This is a genomic window from Glycomyces sp. MUSA5-2 (assembly GCF_037034145.1).
Taxonomy (GTDB): domain Bacteria; phylum Actinomycetota; class Actinomycetes; order Mycobacteriales; family Micromonosporaceae; genus Glycomyces; species Glycomyces artemisiae.
On record NZ_JBAGKG010000008.1, the window covers coordinates 63,621 to 85,616 of the forward strand.

21 protein-coding genes are annotated in these 21,996 nt (G+C 73.2%); 10 read left to right on the plus strand and 11 right to left on the minus strand.

What is annotated here, in order from left to right:
- The first annotated feature begins 4 nt into the window (after window positions 1-4).
- Window positions 5-949: a helix-turn-helix transcriptional regulator gene (locus WA640_RS22595; protein ID WP_335990737.1), complete on the plus strand. Its 945-nt coding sequence runs from the start codon at window positions 5-7 to the stop codon at window positions 947-949.
- Here the strand turns inward: WA640_RS22595 and WA640_RS22600 are convergent.
- A complete protein-coding gene (locus tag WA640_RS22600; protein ID WP_335990739.1) occupies window positions 940-1,461 on the minus strand; it encodes a winged helix-turn-helix transcriptional regulator in 522 nt (173 codons plus the stop codon). The genes WA640_RS22595 and WA640_RS22600 overlap by 10 nt on opposite strands.
- 81 nt (window positions 1,462-1,542) lie before the next feature.
- On the opposite strand from WA640_RS22600, the gene WA640_RS22605 reads away from it, so the two are divergent.
- Window positions 1,543-2,889 carry an MFS transporter gene (locus WA640_RS22605; protein ID WP_335990741.1) on the plus strand — a complete coding sequence of 449 codons (1,347 nt, stop codon included), beginning with the start codon at window positions 1,543-1,545 and terminating at the stop codon, window positions 2,887-2,889.
- A gap of 3 nt (window positions 2,890-2,892) precedes the next feature.
- Here WA640_RS22605 and WA640_RS22610 read toward each other — a convergent pair whose 3' ends face one another.
- The gene (locus tag WA640_RS22610; protein WP_245889081.1) at window positions 2,893-3,381 is read right to left on the minus strand and encodes a D-alanyl-D-alanine carboxypeptidase family protein; all 489 of its coding nucleotides are present in this window, start codon (window positions 3,379-3,381) and stop codon (window positions 2,893-2,895) included.
- Window positions 3,382-3,472: 91 nt separating this feature from the next.
- Between WA640_RS22610 and WA640_RS22615 the strand changes: the two genes are divergently transcribed.
- Window positions 3,473-4,144, plus strand: coding sequence for a response regulator transcription factor (locus WA640_RS22615; RefSeq protein ID WP_106366239.1), 672 nt, complete (start codon window positions 3,473-3,475; stop codon window positions 4,142-4,144).
- Window positions 4,137-5,252 carry a sensor histidine kinase gene (locus WA640_RS22620; RefSeq protein ID WP_335990746.1) on the plus strand — a complete coding sequence of 372 codons (1,116 nt, stop codon included), beginning with the start codon at window positions 4,137-4,139 and terminating at the stop codon, window positions 5,250-5,252. Before WA640_RS22615 ends, WA640_RS22620 begins: the two co-directional genes overlap by 8 nt.
- Here WA640_RS22620 and WA640_RS22625 read toward each other — a convergent pair.
- Genes WA640_RS22625 through WA640_RS22640 form a run of 4 tightly spaced genes read right to left on the minus strand, consistent with a single transcriptional unit; the run spans window position 5,232 to window position 8,281 of the window.
- Entirely contained in the window at window positions 5,232-5,666 is a 435-nt protein-coding gene (locus WA640_RS22625; protein WP_335990748.1) for a GNAT family N-acetyltransferase, read from the minus strand. The genes WA640_RS22620 and WA640_RS22625 overlap by 21 nt on opposite strands.
- Window positions 5,660-6,280, minus strand: coding sequence for a D-Ala-D-Ala dipeptidase VanX (gene vanX / locus WA640_RS22630; protein ID WP_335990750.1), 621 nt, complete (start codon window positions 6,278-6,280; stop codon window positions 5,660-5,662). The genes WA640_RS22625 and vanX overlap by 7 nt, the downstream gene beginning before the upstream one ends.
- Window positions 6,277-7,314: a D-alanine--(R)-lactate ligase gene (gene vanA / locus WA640_RS22635; RefSeq protein WP_335990752.1), complete on the minus strand. Its 1,038-nt coding sequence runs from the start codon at window positions 7,312-7,314 to the stop codon at window positions 6,277-6,279. The genes vanX and vanA overlap by 4 nt, the downstream gene beginning before the upstream one ends.
- Window positions 7,307-8,281, minus strand: a complete 975-nt coding sequence (locus WA640_RS22640) for an NAD(P)-dependent oxidoreductase (RefSeq protein ID WP_335990754.1) — start codon at window positions 8,279-8,281, stop codon at window positions 7,307-7,309. The genes vanA and WA640_RS22640 overlap by 8 nt, the downstream gene beginning before the upstream one ends.
- Window positions 8,282-8,398: 117 nt before the next feature.
- On the opposite strand from WA640_RS22640, the gene WA640_RS22645 reads away from it, so the two are divergent.
- Entirely contained in the window at window positions 8,399-9,757 is a 1,359-nt protein-coding gene (locus WA640_RS22645; protein WP_335990757.1) for a UDP-N-acetylmuramoyl-tripeptide--D-alanyl-D-alanine ligase, read from the plus strand.
- Window positions 9,758-9,760: 3 nt separating this feature from the next.
- Here WA640_RS22645 and WA640_RS22650 read toward each other — a convergent pair whose 3' ends face one another.
- Genes WA640_RS22650 through WA640_RS22660 form a run of 3 tightly spaced genes read right to left on the minus strand, consistent with a single transcriptional unit; the run spans window position 9,761 to window position 12,867 of the window.
- Window positions 9,761-10,921: an MFS transporter gene (locus WA640_RS22650; protein ID WP_335990759.1), complete on the minus strand. Its 1,161-nt coding sequence runs from the start codon at window positions 10,919-10,921 to the stop codon at window positions 9,761-9,763.
- Entirely contained in the window at window positions 10,921-11,469 is a 549-nt protein-coding gene (locus WA640_RS22655) for a Chromate resistance protein ChrB (protein ID WP_335990761.1), read from the minus strand. The genes WA640_RS22650 and WA640_RS22655 overlap by 1 nt, the downstream gene beginning before the upstream one ends.
- A 33-nt stretch (window positions 11,470-11,502) precedes the next feature.
- Window positions 11,503-12,867, minus strand: coding sequence for an MFS transporter (locus WA640_RS22660; RefSeq protein WP_335990763.1), 1,365 nt, complete (start codon window positions 12,865-12,867; stop codon window positions 11,503-11,505).
- Between the two features lie 142 nt (window positions 12,868-13,009).
- Between WA640_RS22660 and WA640_RS22665 the strand changes: the two genes are divergently transcribed.
- From WA640_RS22665 to WA640_RS22675, 3 genes are all read left to right on the plus strand, one after another.
- A complete protein-coding gene (locus WA640_RS22665; protein WP_335990765.1) occupies window positions 13,010-13,660 on the plus strand; it encodes a HEAT repeat domain-containing protein in 651 nt (216 codons plus the stop codon).
- Window positions 13,660-14,661 (plus strand): HEAT repeat domain-containing protein, encoded by a 1,002-nt coding sequence (locus WA640_RS22670; protein ID WP_335990767.1) that lies wholly within the window; start codon window positions 13,660-13,662, stop codon window positions 14,659-14,661. The genes WA640_RS22665 and WA640_RS22670 overlap by 1 nt, the downstream gene beginning before the upstream one ends.
- An 83-nt stretch (window positions 14,662-14,744) precedes the next feature.
- Complete coding sequence (locus WA640_RS22675; RefSeq protein ID WP_335990769.1) at window positions 14,745-16,124, plus strand: cellulase family glycosylhydrolase; 1,380 nt, start codon at window positions 14,745-14,747, stop codon at window positions 16,122-16,124.
- A 41-nt stretch (window positions 16,125-16,165) separates the two neighbouring features.
- Here WA640_RS22675 and WA640_RS22680 read toward each other — a convergent pair whose 3' ends face one another.
- Window positions 16,166-17,200: an aldo/keto reductase gene (locus WA640_RS22680; protein WP_335990771.1), complete on the minus strand. Its 1,035-nt coding sequence runs from the start codon at window positions 17,198-17,200 to the stop codon at window positions 16,166-16,168.
- A gap of 89 nt (window positions 17,201-17,289) precedes the next feature.
- On the opposite strand from WA640_RS22680, the gene WA640_RS22685 reads away from it, so the two are divergent.
- Window positions 17,290-17,901: a TetR/AcrR family transcriptional regulator C-terminal ligand-binding domain-containing protein gene (locus WA640_RS22685; RefSeq protein WP_335990774.1), complete on the plus strand. Its 612-nt coding sequence runs from the start codon at window positions 17,290-17,292 to the stop codon at window positions 17,899-17,901.
- Here WA640_RS22685 and WA640_RS22690 read toward each other — a convergent pair.
- The gene (locus tag WA640_RS22690; protein WP_335990777.1) at window positions 17,898-20,027 is read right to left on the minus strand and encodes an alpha-galactosidase; all 2,130 of its coding nucleotides are present in this window, start codon (window positions 20,025-20,027) and stop codon (window positions 17,898-17,900) included. The two genes, WA640_RS22685 and WA640_RS22690, sit on opposite strands and share 4 nt — an antisense overlap.
- Before the next feature lie 277 nt (window positions 20,028-20,304).
- On the opposite strand from WA640_RS22690, the gene WA640_RS22695 reads away from it, so the two are divergent.
- Entirely contained in the window at window positions 20,305-21,990 is a 1,686-nt protein-coding gene (locus WA640_RS22695) for an ABC transporter substrate-binding protein (RefSeq protein ID WP_335990778.1), read from the plus strand.
- The last annotated feature ends 6 nt before the right edge of the window (window positions 21,991-21,996 follow it).

Here is a 21,996-nt window from a genome sequence, read left to right on the forward strand (position 1 = left end):
CGCGATGCGCGCCGACCGACTCGTCTCCCTGGTCCTCCTCCTGCGCCAGCGCGGCCGCCTCACCGCCGACGCCATCGCCGCCGAATTGGAGGTCTCCACCCGCACCGTCCTGCGCGACATCGAGGCCCTCTCCGCCGCGGGCGTCCCCGTCTACGCCGAACGCGGCCGCCACGGCGGCTTCGCGCTCCTCCCGGGCTTCCGCACCGAGCTCACCGGCCTCACCCGCGACGAGGCCCTCGCGCTGCTCACCGCGGGCCCGTTCGGCCTCGGCCCGGCCCTCGCCTCCGGGCTGCGCAAAGTGGTCGACGCCCTCCCCGAACCCCACCGCGCCGACGCGAACGACGCCGCGCAGCGGTTCCTCCTCGAACCCGGCACCGACCTGCTCTCGCGCCGCGCCGCCACCGACGACGTGCATCCCGCCGTCCTCGACACCGTCCGCCGCGCCGTGCTCGCCGGGAAGCGGCTCCGCATCGACTACGCCGCCGCCGGACAGGACCCGAAGCGGCGCACCGTCGACCCCATCGGCCTGGTCACCGTGCGCGGCAAGGCCTACCTGCTCGCCACCCGCTCCGGCGCCGACCGTACTTACCGCCTCTCCCGCATCAAGGCCGCCGAGGCGCTCGACGAGCCCGCCGAACGGCCCGACCGCGTCGACCTCGACCGCATCTGGCGCGAGCGGGCCGCCCGCTTCCTCGCCGACGACCGGCTGCACGTCCTCGTCCGCGTCGACCCCGCCCGCCGGGAAGAACTCCTCGACGGCGCGGTCGCCGTCCTCACCGAGATCCCCGACCCCGACGGACGGCTCCGCCTCGAAGTGGCCTTCCAGGATGCGCGCCATGCCGAATGGGCCCTGTGGGGCCTCGGACCCGACGCCGAGGCCCTCGCCCCCGCTTCGCTCCGCGAAGCCCTCCGCGACCGGGCCGCCGCGCTGGCCGCCCGCTACGCCTGAGGTTCGAGCACGAGCGGTTCGAGGAGGCGCCTGGGCCGGTTCATCGCCTGGCTCACGCGGTCGGTGCGCTTCGGCCCCGGGCCCGGGTACATCTCCACGTCCCTCGGGTGGACCGGTCCGCACTGCGGGCACTCGGTCGAGGGCAGCAGCCCGGTCCCGCACTCGGCGTGCCGGAACAGGCGCGGCGGCTCGCCGCCGATGTGCCTGTAGCCCCACACCCCCAGCTGGTACACCACCGGCCACAGCTCCACGCCCGCGTCGGTCGGCACGTACTCGTACCGCGGCGGGGACGCCTGGTAGGGGCGCTTCTCCAGGACCCCGCCCTCGGTCAGGCGCGCGAGCCGGTCCGACAGGACGGCCTTCGGGATGTCCAGGCGCACTTGGAAGTCGCTGAAGCGGCGCACGCCGTAGATCGCGTTCTGGACCACGAGCAGGGTCCAGCGCTCGCCGAGCAGTTCGAGCGAGCGGGACAGCGAGCAGTCCTGCCCCAGGTAGTCCTTGCCGAGTGCCATGACCGCATCGTACCCCGGTTCGTTCACTGAACCAACAGTGCTAGGCTCCGGTGAGTTCATTGACCGAACCAAGGAGCACCCATGACGGCGACCCTCGCCCCGACCCGCCCGACCACCAGGACCGGCACGGTCCTCGCCCTCCTCTGCGCGGCGCCGCTGCTGGTCATCCTCAACTACTCGACGCCCCTGATCCTCGCCCCGCAGACCGCCGCCCACCTCCACGCGGGCGAGACCGGCCAGACCTGGATCATCAACGCCATCTCCCTCGGCCTCGCCGTCCCCCTCCTCACCTCCGGGAACCTCGCCGACAACCACGGCCGCCGCCGCGTCCTCACCGCGGGCGCCTGGCTCTTCGCCGCCGCGGTCCTCCTCGCGGCCCTCGCCCCGAACACCGCGGTCTTCGCCACCGCGCGCGTCATCCAGGGCGCCGCCAGCGCCGCCCTCCTCACCGCCAGCCTCGGCATCATGGGCGCCGTCTTCACCGGCCCCGACGAGCGCCGCCGTGCCACCGCCGTCTACGGCGCCATGATGGGCCTCGGCGTCGGCGCCGGAGCGGTCCTCGCCGCGGGCCTCGACGCCGCGCTCGGCTGGAACGGCCCCTACTGGCTGTACGCCGCCGCCGCGGCGGCCCTCGCGGTCGCCGGGCGCCTCGTCCTCCCCGAGTCCCGCGCCGAGCACCCGCGGCGCGCCGACATCGCGGGCACCGTCACGCTCGGCCTCGGCGTCGCCGCGCTCATGTCCGGCCTCACCCTCGGCCGCCAGGACTGGTCCGACCCGGTCGTCGTCGCGCTCCTCGCCGCTGCCGCGGTCTGCTCCGCCGCGTTCATCGTCGTGCAGCTCCGCGCCCGCGAGCCCATGCTCGACCCGGGCCTGTTCGCCCGCCCGGCGTTCCTCATCGCCTCGCTCGGCGCGCTCGCCACTGGCATCGCGGTCATCAGCATGATGAGCTACCTGCCGACGGTGTACCAGTCGGACTCGGTCCTCGGCTCCGTCGAGACGGCCGTGGTCGTCGCGCTCTGGTCCACCGCCGCGTTCGTGGTCTCCTTGCAGGTCAAGCGGTTCAACCTGACGCCCGCGATGCTCCTCGTCCTCGCGCTGGTCGTCGCCGGTGCGGGCTCGGCCCTGCTGACCGGCCTGTCCGACGGCTGGTCCTGGTGGCACGCCGCGCCCGCGCTCCTCGTCGCGGGCGCGGGCTACGGCGCCGCGAACCCGGCGCTGACGCGCCTGAGCATCGACTCCGTGCCCGCCGACCGCGGCGGCATGGGCTCGGGCGTCAACAACACGATGCGCTACATCGGCACGGCCGCGGGCATCCCGATCGTCGCCACCCTGGTCGACGCGACCGGCACGGACGGCGCGCTGTGGACCTGCGCGGCCCTCGCGGTCGCCGCCGCGGCCGGGTTCGCGCTCCTGTCGCGCCGGGCCTGATCCTCACCCGCGGCGCGTGCGCGGGTCGTGCGACGGGTCCGGGTACATCGGCGGCGGGCCGTGCACGACGGCGTCGGGCCGCAGCTCGAAGTGCCACGGCTCGTTGCGGTAGATCTGGCACAGCCCGTAGGCGGCCCCGTAGAGCGAGAGCCAGGCGCGGGCGTCCCGGCCGAGGTCGATCGCGCGGCCCGCGACGTGCGCTGACGTCTCGGGCGTGGACACCCAGCGGGCCGCCGCCTCCGCCGAGCCGTGCTCGGCCACGGCCTCGCTGAGCAGCTCCTCCTGGTAGGCGGGGGAGCGCCAGCCGCCGTTGACCTGGAAGACCACGCCGTCGCCCGCGGCGGCCGCGGCGGCGCGGCGCAGGGCCGCGAGGAGGTCCGGGTCGAGGTTCGCCACGGCCGGGACGTCGTCGAAGACGGTGGTCCCGGCGGGGACGGCGCCGTGCGGGGCGCCCAGGGCCCGGCGCGCGGGCGAGATCGTCGAGTGGGTCATGCCCACCAGTGAACGGACTGCGCGGTTATGGGGCCGTATGCGCTTTTCGATATGCGGGCGATAGGCGCGGGCCCGTAGCATCGTGTTCCTTATGCGCGTACTGATCGTCGAGGACGAACCCCTGCTCGCGGAGGCGATCCGCGACGGCCTCCGCCTGGAGGCCATAGCGGCCGACATCGCCGGGGACGGCGACACGGCCCTGGAGCTGCTGAGCGTCAACTCCTACGACATCGCGGTCCTCGACCGCGACATCCCCGGGCCCTCCGGGGACGAGGTCGCCCGCGAGATCGTCGCCTCGGGCACCGGCATGGGCATCCTCATGCTCACCGCCGCGGACCGCTTGGACGACAAGGCGTCCGGGTTCGAACTCGGCACCGACGACTACCTGACGAAGCCGTTCGAGTTCCGGGAGCTGGTGCTGCGGCTGCGGGCCCTGGACCGCCGGCGCGCCCACCACCGCCCGCCCGTGCGCGAGCTGGCGGGCCTGCGCGTCGACCCGTTCCGCCGCGAGGTCTACCGCGACGGGAAGTACGTGGCGCTCACCCGCAAGCAGTTCGCGGTCCTCGAAGTGCTCGTGGCCGCCGAGGGCGGCGTGGTCAGCGCCGAGGAGCTGCTGGAGAAGGCGTGGGACGAGCACGCCGACCCGTTCACCAACGCCGTGCGCATCACCGTCTCGGCGCTGCGCAAGCGCCTCGGCGAGCCGTGGGTCATCGCCACCGTGGCCGGGGTCGGCTACCGGATCGAGGAGCCCGGCCGTGGATAGGAAGCCCGGCCTGTCGGTCCGCCTGCGGCTCACCATCTCCTACGCCCTGTTCCTCGTGGTCGCGGGCTCGCTGCTGCTGGCGATCGTGTGGCTGTTCCTGCTGCGGTACGTGCCGATGGAGGCGATCACCGTGCGCGGCACCAGAGGTCCCGACGGGGTCATCGGGCCGGGCCTGTTCATCCCCGGGCGGATCGACCTGTGGCGGGCGTTCGCGCCGAAGGCCCTCGCGTCCCTGGTGTTCCTGCTGCTGCTCGGCCTCGGCGGCGGCTGGTTCCTCGCCGGGCGGATGCTCGCGCCGCTCACCCGCATCACCGAGGCGACCCGCGAGGCCGCGGGCGGCGCGCTGGGCCACCGCATCCGCCTGCCCGGCCGCCAGGACGAGTTCCGCGAGCTCGCCGACTCCTTCGACTCGATGCTCGCGCAGCTCGAATCGCACGTCGCCGAGCAGCAGCGGTTCGCCGCCAACGCCTCCCACGAGCTGCGCACGCCGCTCGCCATCACGCAGACGATGCTCGAAGTGGCCCGCTCCGACCCCTCGCGCGACCCCGCCGAGCTCATCGAGCGCCTGCACCTGATGAACGCCCGCGCGATCGACCTCACCGAGGCCCTGCTGCTGCTCAGCCGCTCCGACCAGCGGGCCTTCGCGAAGGAGCACGTGGACCTCTCGCTCGCCGCCGAGGAGGCCGCGGAGTCGCTGCTGGAGCTCGCCGAGCGCCGCGGTGTGTCCGTCGAGGTCGCCGGCGACGCCGCGCCCGCGAGCGGCTCCTACTCGCTGCTGCTCCAGCTCGCGGTGAACCTGCTGCACAACGCGATCGTCCACAACCTGCCGGAGGGCGGGGAGGTCCGCGTCGCCACGGGCGTCGACGCCGGGGACGCGTACCTCACCGTCGAGAACACCGGCAGGGTCCTCGCGCCGCAACTGGTCGCGACGCTCACCGAGCGGTTCCAGCGGGGGAGCGGGCGCACCCGCACCGACCACGTGGGCATCGGCCTGGGCCTGGCGATCGCCGACAGCATCGCCCGCGCCCACGACGGCTCGCTGACGCTCGCCCCCCGTGCGGGCGGGGGGCTCGCGGCCACGGTCCGCCTACCCGCCGAGCGGCCGTAGGAACCGCGACGACCGCCCGGCCTGGCTCTCGTACCCGCGGCCCTCGTAGAAGCGGTGCGCGCCGGTCCGGCGGTCGCTGCTGGTGACCTCCATCCGGACGCACCCGCGCGCGGCGGCGAAGTCCTCGGCCGCTGCGACGAGCCGCGCCCCGACCCCGCGCCCGCGGGCCTGTTCGGCGACGACGAGCGCCACGATCCGGCCCCAGGAGCCCTCGCGCTCGAAGAACGGCGCGACGTGCACGGCGATCACGCCGAGCACGTCCCCGTCGTCGGCCACCAGGACCGCCCCTGAATCGTCGGCGTCCCACTGCGCGATCCGGGCCGTCGCCGACGCCTCGTCCTGCGGGTAGCCGAGCTGCCCGAGCAGGACCGCGAGCGCCGCGGCGTCCTCCTTGCGCGCCTTGCGGATCAGCACGGCCCCTCCTCGATCGGGAAGTCGAAGTACGTCTCCGGGTACGGCTCGTCCCGGAGCGTGTAGTGCCACCACTCCCACGGATACGCCTGGAACCCGCACGACTCCATGACCGATCTGAGGTCCCGGCGGTTCGCCGCCTCGACCTCCGCCACGCCCTCGGCGCCGTGGTGCGAGACCGGGTCCATGAGGTCGTGTCCGCCGCCCATCGGCACCAGTTCGCCGGTGTCCAGGTGGAAGAACGTCAGGTCCACCGTGGACCCGCGGCTGTGGCCCGAGCGGGGCGCCACGTAGCCGCGCGACACCATCTCGTGCCGCCCGATGTTCGGGTAGTGCCGCGCCTTCGCCGCGCCGTCCTCGGGCTCCTCGGCCCAGCGCAGGAACGCGTCCACGGCGCGCTGCGGCCGGTACGCGTCCCACAGGTGCAGGCCGAAGCCGAGCGAAGCCGCCTTCTCCTGGACCCGCTCCAGCGCGGCGCACAGCTCCACGGTCCCGGCGATCCGGTCCGCGAGGTACCCCTCGACCGGCCGCCCGGTGAAGTTGCGCGGCCCGGCGTACACGGCGTCCCAGCGGACGCCCGGGAGCGCCTCGTCGACGAAGGCGAAGCCGTCCCTCAACGCCCCGTTCCCGTCAGCGCCAAGTCGATCATCCGGTCGAGCACCGCCCCCATGTCCAGCCCCGACGCCGCCATCATCCGCGGATAGCGGCTGTAGGAGGTCATGCCCGGCAGGGTGTTCACCTCGTTGAGGACGACCCCGCCGTCCTCCGTGAGGAACATGTCCACTCGCGACAGTCCTTTGCAGCCAAGGGCCCGGTACGCGGCCTTCGCGGTCTCCTGGACGAGCGTCCGCGACGCGGCCGGGATGTCGGCCGGGACGATCGCCACCGAGTTGTCCGAGCCGGTCTCGGGCCGTTCCTCCTGGTGGATCCGGAAGAACCCGTGCGTCAGGGCGATCCGGTCCACCTCGCCCGCGACCAGGTCCGGGCCGCTGCCCAGGATCGCACACCCGATCTCCGCGCCGTCCACGGCCTCTTCCACGAGGACCTTCGCGTCGTACCGCCGCGCCTCCGCCATCGCGCCGGCCAGCTCCTCCGGCCCGGACACCTTGCTCACCCCGAACGAGGACCCCGACCTGGCGGGCTTCACGAACACCGGGTACGTCAGCGACGCCGGGTCGGGCTCCTCGCCCTCGGCGACGATCCGGAACTCCGGCACCGCGATCCCGGCGCTGCGCGCCACCAGGTACGTCAGCGACTTGTCGATGCACAGCGCCGAACCCGCGATGTCGCAGCCCGCGTAGGGAATCCCCGACAGCTCCAGGAGCCCCTGGACCGAGCCGTCCTCGCCGTACCGGCCGTGCAGGACCGGCACGACCGCGTCGAGCCGGACCTCCTCGTACTTCCCGTGGTCCAGCACCAGCAGCCCGTGCGCGCCGCGGTCGGGCGAGAGCACCGCCGGGCGCGAGTCCCGCTCCCAGTCCCCTTCGGGCCCTTCGCAGAGCCGCCACTCGCCGCCCTCGGTGATCCCGACGTACAGCGGCTCGTACTTCGCGGTGTCGAGGTGCTTCGCGACCTCCCGCGCCGACTTCACCGACACGGGGTGCTCCTCGGAAGCCCCGCCGAACAGGATGCCGATCCTGAGCCTAGCCATGCTGATTCCTCTTCTCCTCGTAGCGAAGGCAGCCCGCGACCGAGTGCTCCACGGTGTCGCGCAGCGCCCGGTCGGTGTAGTACGCGGTGTGCGGGCTGATGATCACGTTCGGCAGCTTCTGGAGCCGCTCCAGCGCGTTGTTCCCGACGAGCCGCTCCCGCCGGTCGGCGTAGAACACGCCCTCCTCGCCCTCGATGACGTCGAGCGCCGCGCCGCCGAGCCTCCCCGCCTCCAGGGCCGGGACCAGCGCCTCGGTGTCGATGAGCGGGCCCCGCCCGGTGTTGACGACGACCGCGCCGGGCTTGAGCCGGTGGATGCGGCCGCGGTCGAGGAGGTGGTGCGTGCCCGCGTTCAGGGGCGTGTGCAGCGTGACCACGTCGCTCTCGCGCAGCAGCCGGTCCAGCGGCAGGTACTCCGCGTCGGCCTTGGGCCGCTTGTCGAACGCGATCACCCGGCACCCGAACCCGCGCAGCCGGTCGAGCACCGCCGCGCCGATCCGCCCGGTCCCGACCACCCCGACGGTGAGGTCCCGCAGCTCCCGGCCGCGCTCCTCGTACAGCCGGTAGTCGTGGACGTCGGCGCGCAGCACCACCGACCTGGCGTTGCGCAGCACCATGAGCATGAGCATCAGCGTGTAGTCGGCGACGCTGTCGGGCGAGTACGCGACGTTCTCGACGGTGATGCCGATGCTCTCGGCGTACTTCACGTTCACGTGGTTGCAGCCCACGCTCCTGGTGGAGATGTACTCGACGCCGACGCGCTTGAGCGCGAGCAGCGTCGCGCTCGACACACGGGTCTTGTGCCCGATGCTGATGCACCGGGCCCCGGACGCCAGCTCGACGTTGGCCTCCGAGACGGGCGCGTCGGTGAGCACCGGGTCGATCCGGTCGGCCAGGGCGCGGAACGCGTCGGCCTCGTCCGGGCCGCACCCGAAGACGGCGATGCGGGCGGGTTCGCTTTCGGTCATGGCGAGGAGTCTCGACCCGTCCGTGTTGTCAGGGCGTATGCGGATTTCCATACGCCCGCGATACCCCCCGCGGCCTTGACTTCCCCGCATGACACCGAACCGCACCGGAGCCCCCGCATGATCCCGCTCGACCTCGGCGACATCGCCGCGATCACCGGCGGGACCGTCGCGGGCGACCCCGCCGTCGAGGTCACCGCCCCGGCCGTCCTCGACGGCCGCGACGCCGCCCCCGGCGGCCTCTTCGTCGCCTTCGCGGGCGACCAGGCCGACGGCCACGACTTCGCCGCCCAGGCCGGCGACGCGGGCGCCGTCGCGGTCCTCGGCTCCCGCCCGACCGCGCTGCCCACGGTGGTCGTCGACGACGCGCAGGACGCGCTCCAGGCCCTGGCCGCCCATGTGGTGGCGCTCCTGCACGGCGGCCTCACCGTCACCGGAGTGACCGGCTCCCAAGGGAAGACGGGCACCAAGGACCTCATCGCGGCGGTGCTCGGCAGCGCCGCGCCCACGGTCGCCACGGCCGGGTCGCTGAACAACGAGCTCGGCACCCCGATCACGATGCTCCGCGCCGACGCGGGCACCCGCCACCTGGTCCTGGAGATGGGCGCGCGGCGGCGCGGCGACATCGCCGACCTCGCCACGCTCGCCTCGCCCGACATCGGCGTGGTGCTGAACGTCGGCCAGGCGCACCTGAGCTACATGAAGACCCGCGACGCCATCGCGAAGGCGAAAGGCGAACTCGTGCAGGGACTCGCACCGGGCGGCACGGCGGTCCTCAACGCCGACGACCCGCGCGTCGCCGCGATGCGCGCCCTCACCGACGGGCCGGTGCTCACCTTCGGCCGCGAGCGGGAAGCCGATGTGCGCGTAGCAGACCTGACCCTGGACCGCCTCGGCCGCCCGACCTTCGCGCTGCGGACCGCGGAGGGGACGGCCCGGGTCGCGCTCCCGGTCACGGGCGCCCACCAGGCGCTCAACGCCGCCGCGGCCGCTGCTGCGGGACTCGCGGCGGGCGTGCCGCTGGACGCGGCCGCGAAGGCGCTGGCGACCGCCTCGCTCTCGAAGTGGCGCATGGAACTGCGCGAACTCGGCAACGGCGTGGTGCTGCTCAACGACTCCTACAACGCCAACCCCGATTCGTGTCTGGCGGCGCTCGACTCGCTGGCGGTGATCGAGGGCGGTCGGCGCATCGCGGTCCTGGGGGAGATGGCCGAACTCGGCGAGGCCGCCGACGAGGAGCACCGCCGCATCGGCGCCTACGCGGCCGCCCGGGCCGACATCGTGGTCGCGGTGGGCGAGGAGGCCCGCCTCATCGCCGAGGGTGCGGGGGAGGGCGCGGTCGCCTTGCCGGACAAGGGGACCGCTGCCGACTGGCTCCGCGACCGCCTCGCCCCGGGTGACGTCGTCCTCGTCAAGGCCTCCCGAGCGGCCGGTCTCGACGAGGTGGCGGACGCGGTCGAAGCGCTCGCCCGCTCTTGACCGTCAGCCGACCGGCCGGCGCCGCACGAGGCCGAACCGGGCCAGCCCCGCCGAGGCGAGACTCAGCGCCGCCAATGCGCCCAGTGCCACCGGAAGCGTTGCGGCCGTGGCTATCGCGCCGACGAGCAGCGGGCCGCCCGCGTCGCCGAGTTCGCGGCCGAGTTCGGCGTTGCCCATGGTGCGGCCCATGCGCTCCTCGGGCGTGGCCGCCGCGAGGTGCGCGAACGCCAGCGGCGTGACCGATCCGACGGTGACGCCCAGCAGCACCGCCGACCCGAGCAGCGTCGACCAGTGCGGCGCGATCGCGATGAGCCCCAGCGCGACCGCCGCGAGCGCGAGCCCGGCCGAGGTCCCGGTGCGGTCGGTGATCCGGTCCGCGTCGCGCAGCCGCCCCACGAACGGCTGCACCGCCGTCGACGCCAGCGCCAGCACCGCGACCGCCGCCGCGCCCGTGAGCGCGGGCAGGTCGAGCCGGACCGCGAGGAGCGGCAGGAACCCGACCGCGACGCCGAGCACCGCCGTGGTGGTCGCGAGCAGCGCGGTCGGCACGAGGAATCCACGCTCGGTGGTCTGCCTGACCAGGTCGACAAGGGTATATCGGGGTCGGGGTACGACCGGCAGGGCGGGCAGCGACGCGAGCGTCCAGACCGCGGCGACGGCCGCGAGCACCGCGAGGGCCACATAGACCGCCTCGATGCCGAACAGGTGCGTCAGGCCGACGCCGATGAGCGGGCCGAGCACGTACCCGAGGCTCTTCCACGCGCCGTACCGCCCGAAGTACCGGCCGAGTCGTTCGCGACCCGCGAGGCGCGCGACCGCCGCCGACGAGGCGGGGGAGAACGCCGAGGCCGCCGCGCCCTGCCCGAGCCGCGCGAGCGCGAACACGAGCGGCGTCGGATCGATCAGGGCCGCGAGCGAAGCGAGCACGAACGCCGCGAGTCCGCCGACGATCACCGGTTTCGCGCCGATCCGGTCCGACAGCGCCCCGAAGACCGGCTTGAGGATCACCTCGGCGACGTCGTACAGCGCCAGGACCGCGCCGAGGCCCAGGAGCGTGAGGCCGATATCGTCCGATTCGGCGCCGAGCACGGAGGCGATGCCGTGCGCGCCGAACGCGGTGGTGAACCCCGCCAGGTACAGCGGCCCCATCGTGGTGCGCGCCATCAGCTCCCGCCCCCGTGAAGGGCGGTGAAGACCTGCTCGGCGTACCCGTCGCAGACCTCCGCGCACTGCGCGAGCCGCTCCGCCGCAGCGGAGGCCTCGGGTGCGCCGAAGACGTCGCGGGCCGTCAGATCGCGGTGCCAGCGGCGCAGCCGCTGGAGGCTCTGCTCCTCCTCTTCGAGCTCCGCGAGGGTGAGCTTGCCGATGCGGATCTCCTTGGCGATCTCCGCCTCGAACTTGTCGCACTCGGCGAGGAACTCGGTCCAGTCCTCGGAGCGGGCCGCGGTGAACCTCGCCGCGAGCCGTTCGGCGTCCTGCCCGGCCCGGCCGCTCGCCTCCAGGACCACGACCTCGCCCCCGGCGCGCTCGGCGAGCGCGACCGCGCGGTCCACGCCTTCGCCGAACACCGGCAGATCCGGTACGGCCCAAGCCCCTTGGCCCAGCGAGAGCGCGCCGATGCGGCGCAGCTCCCGCCAGACCCCGACCCGGTGCTTCGACGGCGCCGCGGGCACCTTCACCAGCAGCACCAGCCACCGATCACCACTCGTCACAGCTGCAAATGTAGCAGCCGTTACACCGCCCTCCTAGGCGGCGACCTGCTCCGGTTCCTCGGCCTGCGACTCCTCAACGGCCGCACGGTACTTCGCGCTCAGCTGCCGGTACTGCGGCGCGAGCATCGCGAGGACCGCGAGCGCCGCGCAGACGAGCCCGCCGAGGAGCAGGATCAGCGCGATGCCACGCGAGTCCCCGGTCCCGAGCAGCCACTCCCACTGCCGCCGCCCCGCGTCGGTCCGCATGTCCGGGATCACCAGCAGCTCCGCGACCGGCGCGATCACCAGGGCCGTCACCGGTGCGGCCGCGGCCTCGAACGTCATCGCGAACCCGAACACCCGGCCCTGCTTCTCGAACGGCACCACCCGCTGGATCACCGTCTGCTCCGCGGCCTCCGCGGCCGGGATCAGCGCCATGAACACCCACACGCCGAGGATGAACAGCCACCCCAGCTCCCGCACCGCCGACAGCGCGCCCGCCAGGCCCAGGGCGATCACCACGAGCAGGATCGTGCGGATCGGGTTGCTCCCGATGCCCCGCTTGGCGACGACCGCGCCGCCCGCGATGAACCCCGTCGACGCCACCGCGAACCAGATCCCCCAGCCCTCGACGCCGAACATGTCGATCCCGTACGGGTCCATGACCGCCATCGCGACCCCGCCGAACAGGTTGTTCAACGTCGTGAACAGCACCAGCGCCACCAGGCCCGGCACCGCCCGCACCGCGAGCCAGCCGCCGCGCAGGTCCACCAGCGAGCCCGGCGCCTCGCTCCCGGCCTTGCGCTCCTCGGGGATCGCCAGCGGCACCAGGTGCAGCAGCGTCAGCGCGAGCGCGGCGATGCCGATGATCATCGTCCAGCCCATGCCCAGGAACCCGATCGCCAGGCCGCTGAACACGCTCGTCACCAGCATCGCCACGCCCTGAACGGTCCCGACCAGGCCGTTCGCGTTCGCGTGCCGGTCCGCCGGGACCAGGAGCGTCACCGTCGTCGACAGCGCGATCCCGCGCAGCTGCTCCACGACCGCGCCAGCGAGCATCACCACCGTGAAGATCCAGAACCACGGCAGCGACAGGTCCCGCATCCGCTCCTCGCCGACCGCGAAGAAGAACGCCGCGTCGAGGATGAACACCGCGAGCGCCGCGAGGGTCGCCCACAGCATCACGGCCTTCTTCTGGAAGCGGTCCACGAGCGTGCCGAAGAACATGCCGAACAGCGACACGAAGATCATGTACGAGGCGGCGACCACGGCGGAGGCGATCACGTTCCGCGTCTCCACGTAGATCCAGAACGTCAGCCCGAACCACAGGAAGCTCGTGGTCACGTTCGCAACGGCCGTGTTGACCAGCACGTGCAGGAAGGTCCGGAAACCACCGGGGGGCGCGGGCGGCAGGCTCATGATGCGGTCCTCTCTCGATCCAGTGTCTCCCCCTATGACCGCGTCCGCGCCCCGGACTCATCGGTCCGCCGCGAATTCCCCCGCGAACCGCTTGACATTGACACGATGGCAAGGTCTTCACTTGACGGCGGAGGTGGTCCCCATGGAGACGACACGCACGCTCACCGGCGCGCTCGCCGCTCGCGACGCCTCGGTGCGGCTCAAGGCCGCCCTCGCCGCGGGCACCGAGCCCGACCCGGCGCTGGCCGAGGCCCTGATCGCGCGGTGCGCGGTCGAGCCGGACTTCTACGTCCGCGACATGCTCACCTGGGCGCTGACGCGGCTGCCCGCGGACGCCGTCGTCCCGCTGCTGCTCGCCGAGCTCGCCTCGCCCAACGCGCAGGCCCGTGCCCAGGCCCTGCACACGCTGTCGAAGGTCGGCGACGCGCGCGCCTGGCCCGCGATCACGCGGGACCTGCTGCGCGACGGGGACGACGAGGTCGCCCGCGCCGCCTGGCGCGCGGCCGTGGTCCTCGTCCCCGACGGCGGGGAGCGCGCGCTCGCCGAGGAGCTGGCCGCCCAGTTCGGGCGCGGTGAGCGGGAAGTGCAGCGCAGCCTGAGCCGCGCCCTCGCGGCCCTCGGCGAGCACGCCGAGCCGGTCCTCCAGGCCGCCATGGCGAACGAGGACCCGGTCGTGGCGGCCCACGCGGCGGCGACGGAGCGGCTCCTGCGCGACCCCGACGCCGCGTTCGAGCCCGCCGTGGACGCCGCGAAGCGGCTCGCCGCGCTCGGCGGCCGGGAACCGGGGGCGTAATGCTCATCGGCGAGGTCGCGCGCCGCTCCGGCGTCTCCACCAGGATGCTCCGGCACTACGACAACCTCGGCCTGGTGCGGCCGACCGGCCGCACCACCGGGGGCTACCGCGAGTACGCCGACGCCGACATCCGGCGGATCTTCCACGTGGAGAGCCTGCGGACCCTGGGCCTGTCGCTGCGCCAGATCGGCGCGGTCCTCGACGACCCGGGGTTCGCGCCCGCCGCGCTCATCGCCGACCTCACCGCCGCCGCCGAGGAGCGCCTCGCCCGCGAGCGCGAACTCCTCAAGCGGCTCAAGGCCGTCGACGCCTCCGACCCCGAAGGCTGGGAGGACGTGCTCCGCATCGTGGAGCTGCTCCGCGGCCTCGGCTCCGCGAGCGCGGCCCGCCGCCAGCAGGCCGCGCTCGAAGCCGAACTGCCCGCCGCCCTGCTCGCCGAAGCCGTGCTGGCGGAAGCGGACCCGCACGTCGCCGGGGCCCTCCAGTGGGCCCTCGCCCGCGCCGACAGCGGCGTCGTCGCGAGCCTCGTCCCCGGCCTGGCATCGCCGGACGCCGCCGTGCGGCTGCGCGCGGCCACCGCCCTCGCCGAGATCCCCGGCGACGAGTCCTCCACGGCGCTCGACACCGTCCTGGACGATGCGGACACTGCGGTGCGCGCCCGCGCCGCCCTCGCGCTCGGCGCCCGGGGGAGCGCCGCCGCGATCCCGGTCCTCGTCGACATGATCGTCAAGGGCGCCAACGACGTCGACGCCGCCGAAGTCCTCGGCGCGCTCGCCGCCGACCCCGGGCCCGCCGCGGCCATCGCCTACGATTTCGCCGACGCCCTCGCCTCTGCCGCGCCCGCGGCGCGGCTGCGCCTGGTCCAGGCCCTCGCCGAACTCCCGCCGGGCCTCGCGCTCGACCTGCTCCGGCCCCTCGCCTCGGACCCGGATGCCACGGTCGCCCGCACGGCCGCGGCCCTCGCGGGCGTCGTCGCGGCCCGGGAGCGCGGCGAGGCTTGACGCCGCGGCAATAGATTGGCAAACTTCAATATGCTTATTGGGAGCGCTACCGCGCTCCCGCTCCTCGACCCAAGGACCGGCATATGAAGACGCGAAGACGACGGACGGCGGCGATCCTCGCCGCGGTCACCGCCGCACTGAGCGCGAGCGCGCTCACCGTCGCGGCCGCCCAGAACGCCAGCGCCGCAGCGGGATGCGACGTCGAATACGACGTCGTCAACGACTGGGGCACGGGCTTCCAGGCCAACGTGAGCATCACCGCGGGCGAAGCGCTCGACGGGTGGACCGTGGAATGGGACTTCACCGACGCTGTCTCCGGCATCAGCGCCTGGAACGTCTCCAGCCAATCCCTGAGCGGCAGGCACTTCACCGCATCCGACGCGGGATGGAACGGCGCGATCGCCGCGGGGCAGACCCGGGAGGTCTTCGGCTTCACCGCCAGCGGCGGCTCAGGCGAGATCAGCAACGTGAAGGTCGACGGCGTCGCCTGCGGCGACGGCAGCGGCGAGCAGACCACCGAACCCGAGCCCACCGACCCCGAACCGACCGACCCGGCCCCCGCGGGCACCCCCGTCGAGGAGCACGGCGAGCTCCACGTCTGCGGTGCGGGCATGTGCGACGAGAGCGGCGCGCAGATCCAGCTCCGCGGCGTCTCCAGCATGTGGCTCCACTGGCAGACCCAGCCGTACGCCCAGAACCTCCAGGCCCTGGAGTGGATGCGCGACAACTGGAACATCGAGGTCTTCCGCGTCGCCATGGGCGTCGAGCCCGAAGGCGCGTACCTCGACGACCCGCAGGGCTGGAAGACCGAAGTGGAGAAGGTCATCCAGAACGCCGCCGAGGCCGGCGTCTACGTGATCGTCGACTTCCACGCGCACCAGGCGCACCAGCACCAGGCCGAGGCCGTCGCGTTCTTCGCCGACCTCGCCGACCGCTACGGGCACCTCCCGAACATCATCTGGGAGCCCTACAACGAGCCCGAGCAGGTCTCCTGGACCGGCACGGTCAAGCCGTACCACGAGGCCGTCGTCGCCGCGATCCGCGCGCAGGACCCCGACAACCTCATCGTGCTCGGCACCCCGACCTGGTCGCAGGACGTCGACGTCGCCGCCCAGAACCCGGTGTCCGGCACCAACCTCATGTACACGCTCCACTTCTACTCGTGCACGCACGCCCAGTGGAACCGCGACAAGGCCGACGCCGCGATCGACGCGGGCCTGGCCCTGTTCGTCACCGAATGGGGCGCCAGCGCCGCCGACGGCGGCCTCGACGGCCGCGTCTGCCTCGACGAGGCGCAGCGCTGGGTCGACTGGATGTCCGCGAACAAGATCTCCTGGACCGCATGGAAACTGGACGTCGGCCCCGACTCCACGAACCTGCTGTCCTCCGGCGCCCCCCTCACGGGCGGGTGGGACGGCTACCTGCACGGCCACGCGCCCTTCGTGATCGCGAACCTCCCGTAACCGGCAGGGGCCCGGTCCCCATCGGACCGGGCCCTCGCCGCTCACACCACGGGCGGGTTCAGCCGCGCAAAGCCCTCCTGCCGCTCGTACGGGTAGTACGGGTACGGGGCGGTCTTCGCGCTGGCCTCGTCGAGCCGGGCGACCTGCCCGGCGTCGAGCTCCCATCCGACCGCGCCGAGGTTCTGCCGCAGCTGCTCCTCGTCGCGGGCGCCGACGATCACCGACGCGACGGTGGGGCGGCGCAGGAGCCAGTTGATCGCGACCTGCGGCACGGTCTTCCCGGTCTCGGCGCTGATCTCGTCGAGCACGTCGACGATGCCGTAGAGGTGCGCGTCCTCCACGGGCGGCCCGAACTGCGCGGTCTGATGCAGGCGGCTGCCCTCGGGCACGGGCTGCCCGCGCCGGATCCTCCCGGTGAGCCGCCCCCAGCCGAGCGGGCTCCACACGAGCGCCCCGACGCCCTGGTCCTGGCCCAGCGGCATGAGCTCCCACTCGTAGTCGCGGCCGACGAGCGAGTAGTAGACCTGGTGCGCCGCAAAGCGGGGCCGCCGGTCCCGGTCGGCGGCGTCGAGGGTCTTCATGAGCTGCCATCCGGCGTAGTTCGAGGCGCCTACGTACCGGATCTTCCCGTCCCGCACGAGGTCGTCGAGGACCGCGAGGGTCTCCTCCACCGGGGTGCGGGCGTCGAAGGCGTGCAGCTGGAACAGGTCGATGTAGTCGGTGTCGAGGCGCCGCAGCGCGGCCTCGACGGCCCGCGTCAGGTGGGCTCGGGACGATCCGGCCTCGTTGGCGCCCTCGCCCACGGGCAGTCCGGCCTTCGTGGAGACGAGCGCTCTGTCCCGGCGGCCCTTGAGGGCCGCGCCGAGGACCTCCTCCGATGCGCCGTCCGAGTAGACGTCGGCGGTGTCGAACATGGCCATCCCCGCGTCCAACGCGATGTCGACCATGCGGCGGGCCTGCGCGACCCCGGTGTCGCCCCAGGCACCGAACAGCGGCCCGGAGCCGCCGAAGGTCCCGGCGCCGAAGGACAGGGCGGGCACGTGGAGGCCGGAGCGGCCGAGGCGGCGGTGTTCCATGGCGAATCCCTTCTAAAGGAACTACAGTTCCGTTAACGTGAGGTCTAAGCTAGCTCAGCAACCGCACTTAACGCAACTGGAGTCCCGTTATGAATCAGGCCACTGGTGCCCCCGGCACCGCCCGGCCCGGCGGCCGCACCGCCCGCGTCCGCGGAGCGGTGCTCCGCGCGGCCGGAGACGCCTTGGCCGACAAAGGGATCGGCGGCATCGACCTCGCCGAGGTGGCCCGCCGCGCCGACGTCGGCAAGACCACCGTCTACCGCCGCTGGGGCACCGTCCACGGCCTCGTCGCCGACATGCTCGCCGAGATGGCCGAGTCCTCCCAGCCCCGCGCTGACACCGGCACCCTCGACGGCGACCTGGCCGCGCTCGCGGACCTCATCCTCGACACCCTCACCGACGCCCGGCAGGGCCCGCTCTTCAAGGCCCTCATCGCCGCCGCGGCCTCCGACCCCGAGGCCGCCGCCGCCCTGCACCGCTTCTACCGCGTCCGCATCGACGAGTGGTCCCCGTGTGTCACCACGGCCGCCGCCCGCGGCGACGTCCCCGCCGCCACCGACCCCGCCGAGGTGATCCGCGCCCTCTCCGCGCCCCTCTACTACCGCTTCCTCGTCTCCGGCGACCCGCTCGACCCGGACACGGCGAAGCGGGCGGCGACCGCCACCGCGGCCGCCGCCCGCTCGGGCGCCTACGTCGTCTAGACCGCGGTCAGGTGGATCAGGAACGCCTGCACGGGCCACAGGCCCGGGAGCTGGAGCCCGATGCCGGTGAGGACCGAGCCGGGCACCGCCAGGGGCTCGCCCGCGAGCCACGGCGGGGTCGTCCAGCCCCACTTCGCCTCGCCGATCTCGCTGCGCACGTCGACCTTGTAGCGCCGCGCGGGGTCGAGGCCGTCGAGGCGCAGCCGCTCGGGCAGCGCCTCCTCAAGTGAGGCGACGGTGGCGACGGTGAAGACCGCCTCCGACTTGTCGGCCGCCACGACGCCGCGGACCCGGAGCGCCGGGTCGAGGGTGTCGGGGTGGACCACCGAGCCGGTGTGGAGGAGGCCGCGCAGCTCCTTGTAGAGCGCGGCGAACTCGGTGATCCGGGCGGTCTCCTCCTCGGTGCAGGACAAGATATCCCACTCGAAGCCGGCCGAGCCCTGGAGCGAGGTCGCGATCCGGTACGGCAGCGACGTGGCCCGGCCCGACGAGTGCGCGGGGGAGGGGCCGACGTGGGCGCCGATCATCTCCGGCGGGAGCACGAGCTCGGTCCAGCGCTGGATGTCCTGGCGCTCGACCGGGTCGTTCGAGTCCGAGGCCCAGACGCGGTCGGTGCGCTGGAGGATGCCCAGGTCGGTGCGGGCGCCGCCGGAGGAGCACGACTCGATCTCCAGGCCCGGGTGGTCGGCCTTGAGCCGGTCGATGAGCCGGTACGCCGCGAGCGTCTGGAGGTGTGTGCCGGGCGCGCCGTCGTGCAGCGGCTCCACGAGGTCCCGGTTGTGGTCCCACTTGATGAACGCGATGCCGAGCCGTTCGACCAGAGTGGAGATCTGCGAGCGGAGGTGCTCGAAGACGTCCGGGTTCGCCAGGTCCAGCACGTACTGGGTCCGCCACGACAGGCCCTCGGGCGCGGGCACCGACGCCGGGTTGGCGAGGATCCACTCCGGATGCGCCCGTGCGACATCGGAGTCGAGGTTCACCATCTCCGGCTCGAACCACAGCCCGAACTGCATGCCGAGCGAGCGCACCAGCTCCGCGAGCGGTTCGAGGCCCTCGGGCCACGCCGCCGGGTCCACGACCCAGTCGCCGAGCCCGGCCCTGTCGTTGCGGCGCAGGTGGAACCAGCCGTCGTCGAGCACGAACCGCTCCACGCCGACCTCGGCGGCGCGGCGCGCGAGGCGCTCCAGGCGGGCCTGGTCGTGGTCGAAGTAGACCGCCTCCCAGGTGTTGAGCACGAGCGGGCGCGCGGTCCTCGGGTGCTGCGGCCGCGCGCGCATCCAGGTGTGGAACCGGTCGGCGACGCCGTCGAGCCCGTTGTCCGCGTAGGAGAAGTACGCGGTCGGCGTCCGGTACGACCCGCCCTGCGCGAGCCGGATCTCGCCGGGCCGCACGAGCTCCCCGGCGCCGAGGGCGGTGCCGTGCTCGGTGATCCGGTCGGTGCGGTGGCGCACGTCGGCGCTCCAGCCGAGGTGCACGGCCCAGACCTCGCCGGTCCGGTTGCGCGGCAGGCCCGCCGACGCGAACGTCACCCACGGCGCGTCGTGCCCGCCGCGCCCGCGGCGCGACTCCCGGACGGTGGCGCCGCGCGGCATCTCGGTGGTAAGCGGGGCCTTCTCCCGGGCCCACCGGCCCGAGAACGCGGTCAGGTGGTCGGCCGACTTCGCCACGGGCAGCACGGCTTCGAGCCACGCCACCTCCACCTCGCCCGCGCCGTCGTTCGTCACCTCGTGGTCGAGGAGCACGAGCCCGCCCGCGCCTATCTCCAAGCGGGTCCGCAGCGTCAGCCCCGCGTCCGCGTCGACCGCGGTGATCGCGACCGCCGCGTCCCCGGCGCGCTCCACCGTCGCGTCCCAGCGGGGGAACAGCGGACGGCCGTCGCGGGTGGCGAGGAGGGCCGGGCGCCCGGCCCAGCCGTCCGATTCCTGCGGCACGAGCGGCACCCGCCAGGCGGCGTCGAGGGTGCCGGGCCGGGTCTGGCGGCCGGTCGCGGCGTCGAGGGCGGCGAGGTCGGCCGCGTCGAGCGGCCCGAGGTCGCGGCCCCAGTGCAGCACGGGCGGCAGGCCCGCCTCCGCGGCGGCCAGGACGAGGGCCACGCCGTCGCGGCGCAGGAGGGTCGGTGTGTTCACGGTGCTCCTTCGGAACAGTGGGGTCCAGAACAAGGCGGACTAGCGCTTGCCATCGGCGCCCAACCGTAGCTGCCTGGGTCTTCCAAAGCACAGCGAACGCGAGGGGGTTCCCGTTCGACCTGCTCGGAGGCGAATGCCGAGCCCAAGTCAGTGATATGTGATATGTGATATGTTACTGCGAACCGACGCCACGGCGGCCTCGGCCAGACGGTTCCGTGAACGCCCGCCCCCCGGGTCTGCGGCCCGTCGCTCGGCGCACGAATGAAGGACTTCCCTCATGTTGAAGAAACAGACCAGGGCGCCTGCGGCACTCCTCGCCGCGGCCCTCCTCCTCACCGGCTGTTCCGGCGGCCAGAACGACGCCTCCGGCACCGCGGGCGACGACCCGGTCTCCGGCGGCACCATCCACATGCTCCAGAACGCCGACTTCTCCTACCTCGACCCGGCCCGCGGCTGGGACGGCGGCGTCAACGCGTTCTACCGGCTCGTCTACCGCGGCCTCACCATGCAGGCCGCAGGCGACGCCGACGACCCCAACGCGATCGTCCCGGACATGGCCGAGAGCCTCGGCACCGCCTCCGAAGACGGCCTCACCTGGACCTACACTCTCAAAGACGGCCTGAAGTTCGACAACGGCGACCCGATCACCTCCACCGAGCTCGCCTTCGGCATCTCCCGCGCGTGGGACCCCGAGATCGGCATCGGCTCGCCGTGGCTGAAGAACACGATCGCGGCCCCCGAGGACTACCTGGGCCCGTACCAGTCCGGCGAGCACCCCGGCATCGAGACCCCCGACGAGAAGACCATCGTCTTCCACCTCATCGAGCCGTTCCCCGAGTTCGACAGCGTCCTGGCGCAGCCGAACGCGGTGCCGTTCCCGGTCGGCACGGGCGCGGGCGACGAGTTCATCAACGACATCGTCGCCTCCGGCCCGTACACCCTGGAGACGTACACGCCCGGCAGCCTCATCAAGCTGGTGCGCAACGAGCACTGGGACCCGGACACCGACGACGTGCGCAAGGCCTACCCCGACGCGTGGCAGTTCGAGATCGGCCTCGACGGGGCCACGATCGACGAGCGGCTCATCGCCGGGCAGGGCGCCGACCAGAACGCGATCTCCGGGAAGGTCCAGCCCGCGACCCTCGCGCGGCTCCAGTCCCCGGACCTCGCCGACCGCGTCGAGACCGCCGAGGCGTACTGCGTCACCTACATGGGCATGGACACCACCGAGGCGCCGTTCGACAAGCTCGAAGTGCGCCAGGCGATGAACTACGCCATCGACCGCACCTCGCTCCAGACCGCCTCGGGCGGCAACCAGCTCGCCCTCCCGGCCACCACGATCATCCCCGACGCGGTGAACGGCCACAAGGACTTCGACCTCTACCCGAGCGAAGGCAACAACGGCGACCCGGAGAAGGCGCAGGAGCTCCTCGCGTCCGTCGGCCTCGAAGACGGCTTCTCGTTCACCCTCGACATCCGGTCGCAGCCGATCATGCAGGCGCAGGCCGAGTCGATCCAGCAGGCGCTCGCGAAGATCAACGTGGACGTGCAGCTCAACGTCATCGACACGTCCACGTACTACGAGACGATCGGCACGCCCTCGCAGATGCACGACGCCGCGATCACCGGCTGGTGCCCCGACTGGCCCTCCAGCTCCTCCACCATGGTCCCGCCGCTGGTCGACGGCCGCGTCATCACCGAGAAGGGCAACACCAACATCGGGCTGTTCGACGACCCGGAGATCAACGCGCGCATCGACGAGATCCGCGCGATGACCGACCTCGACGCCGCGAACGAGGCGTGGGGCGACTTCGACGAGCAGGTCATGGCCCTCGCCCCGATGGTGCCGCTGCTCCAAGAGCCGAGCGTGTTCCTGCCCGGCGAGAACATCGCCAACTACATTCCGAACACGAGCATGACGGACCTGACCATCGTCGGGCTCAAGGACCCGTCCGCGGGCTGATCTCCG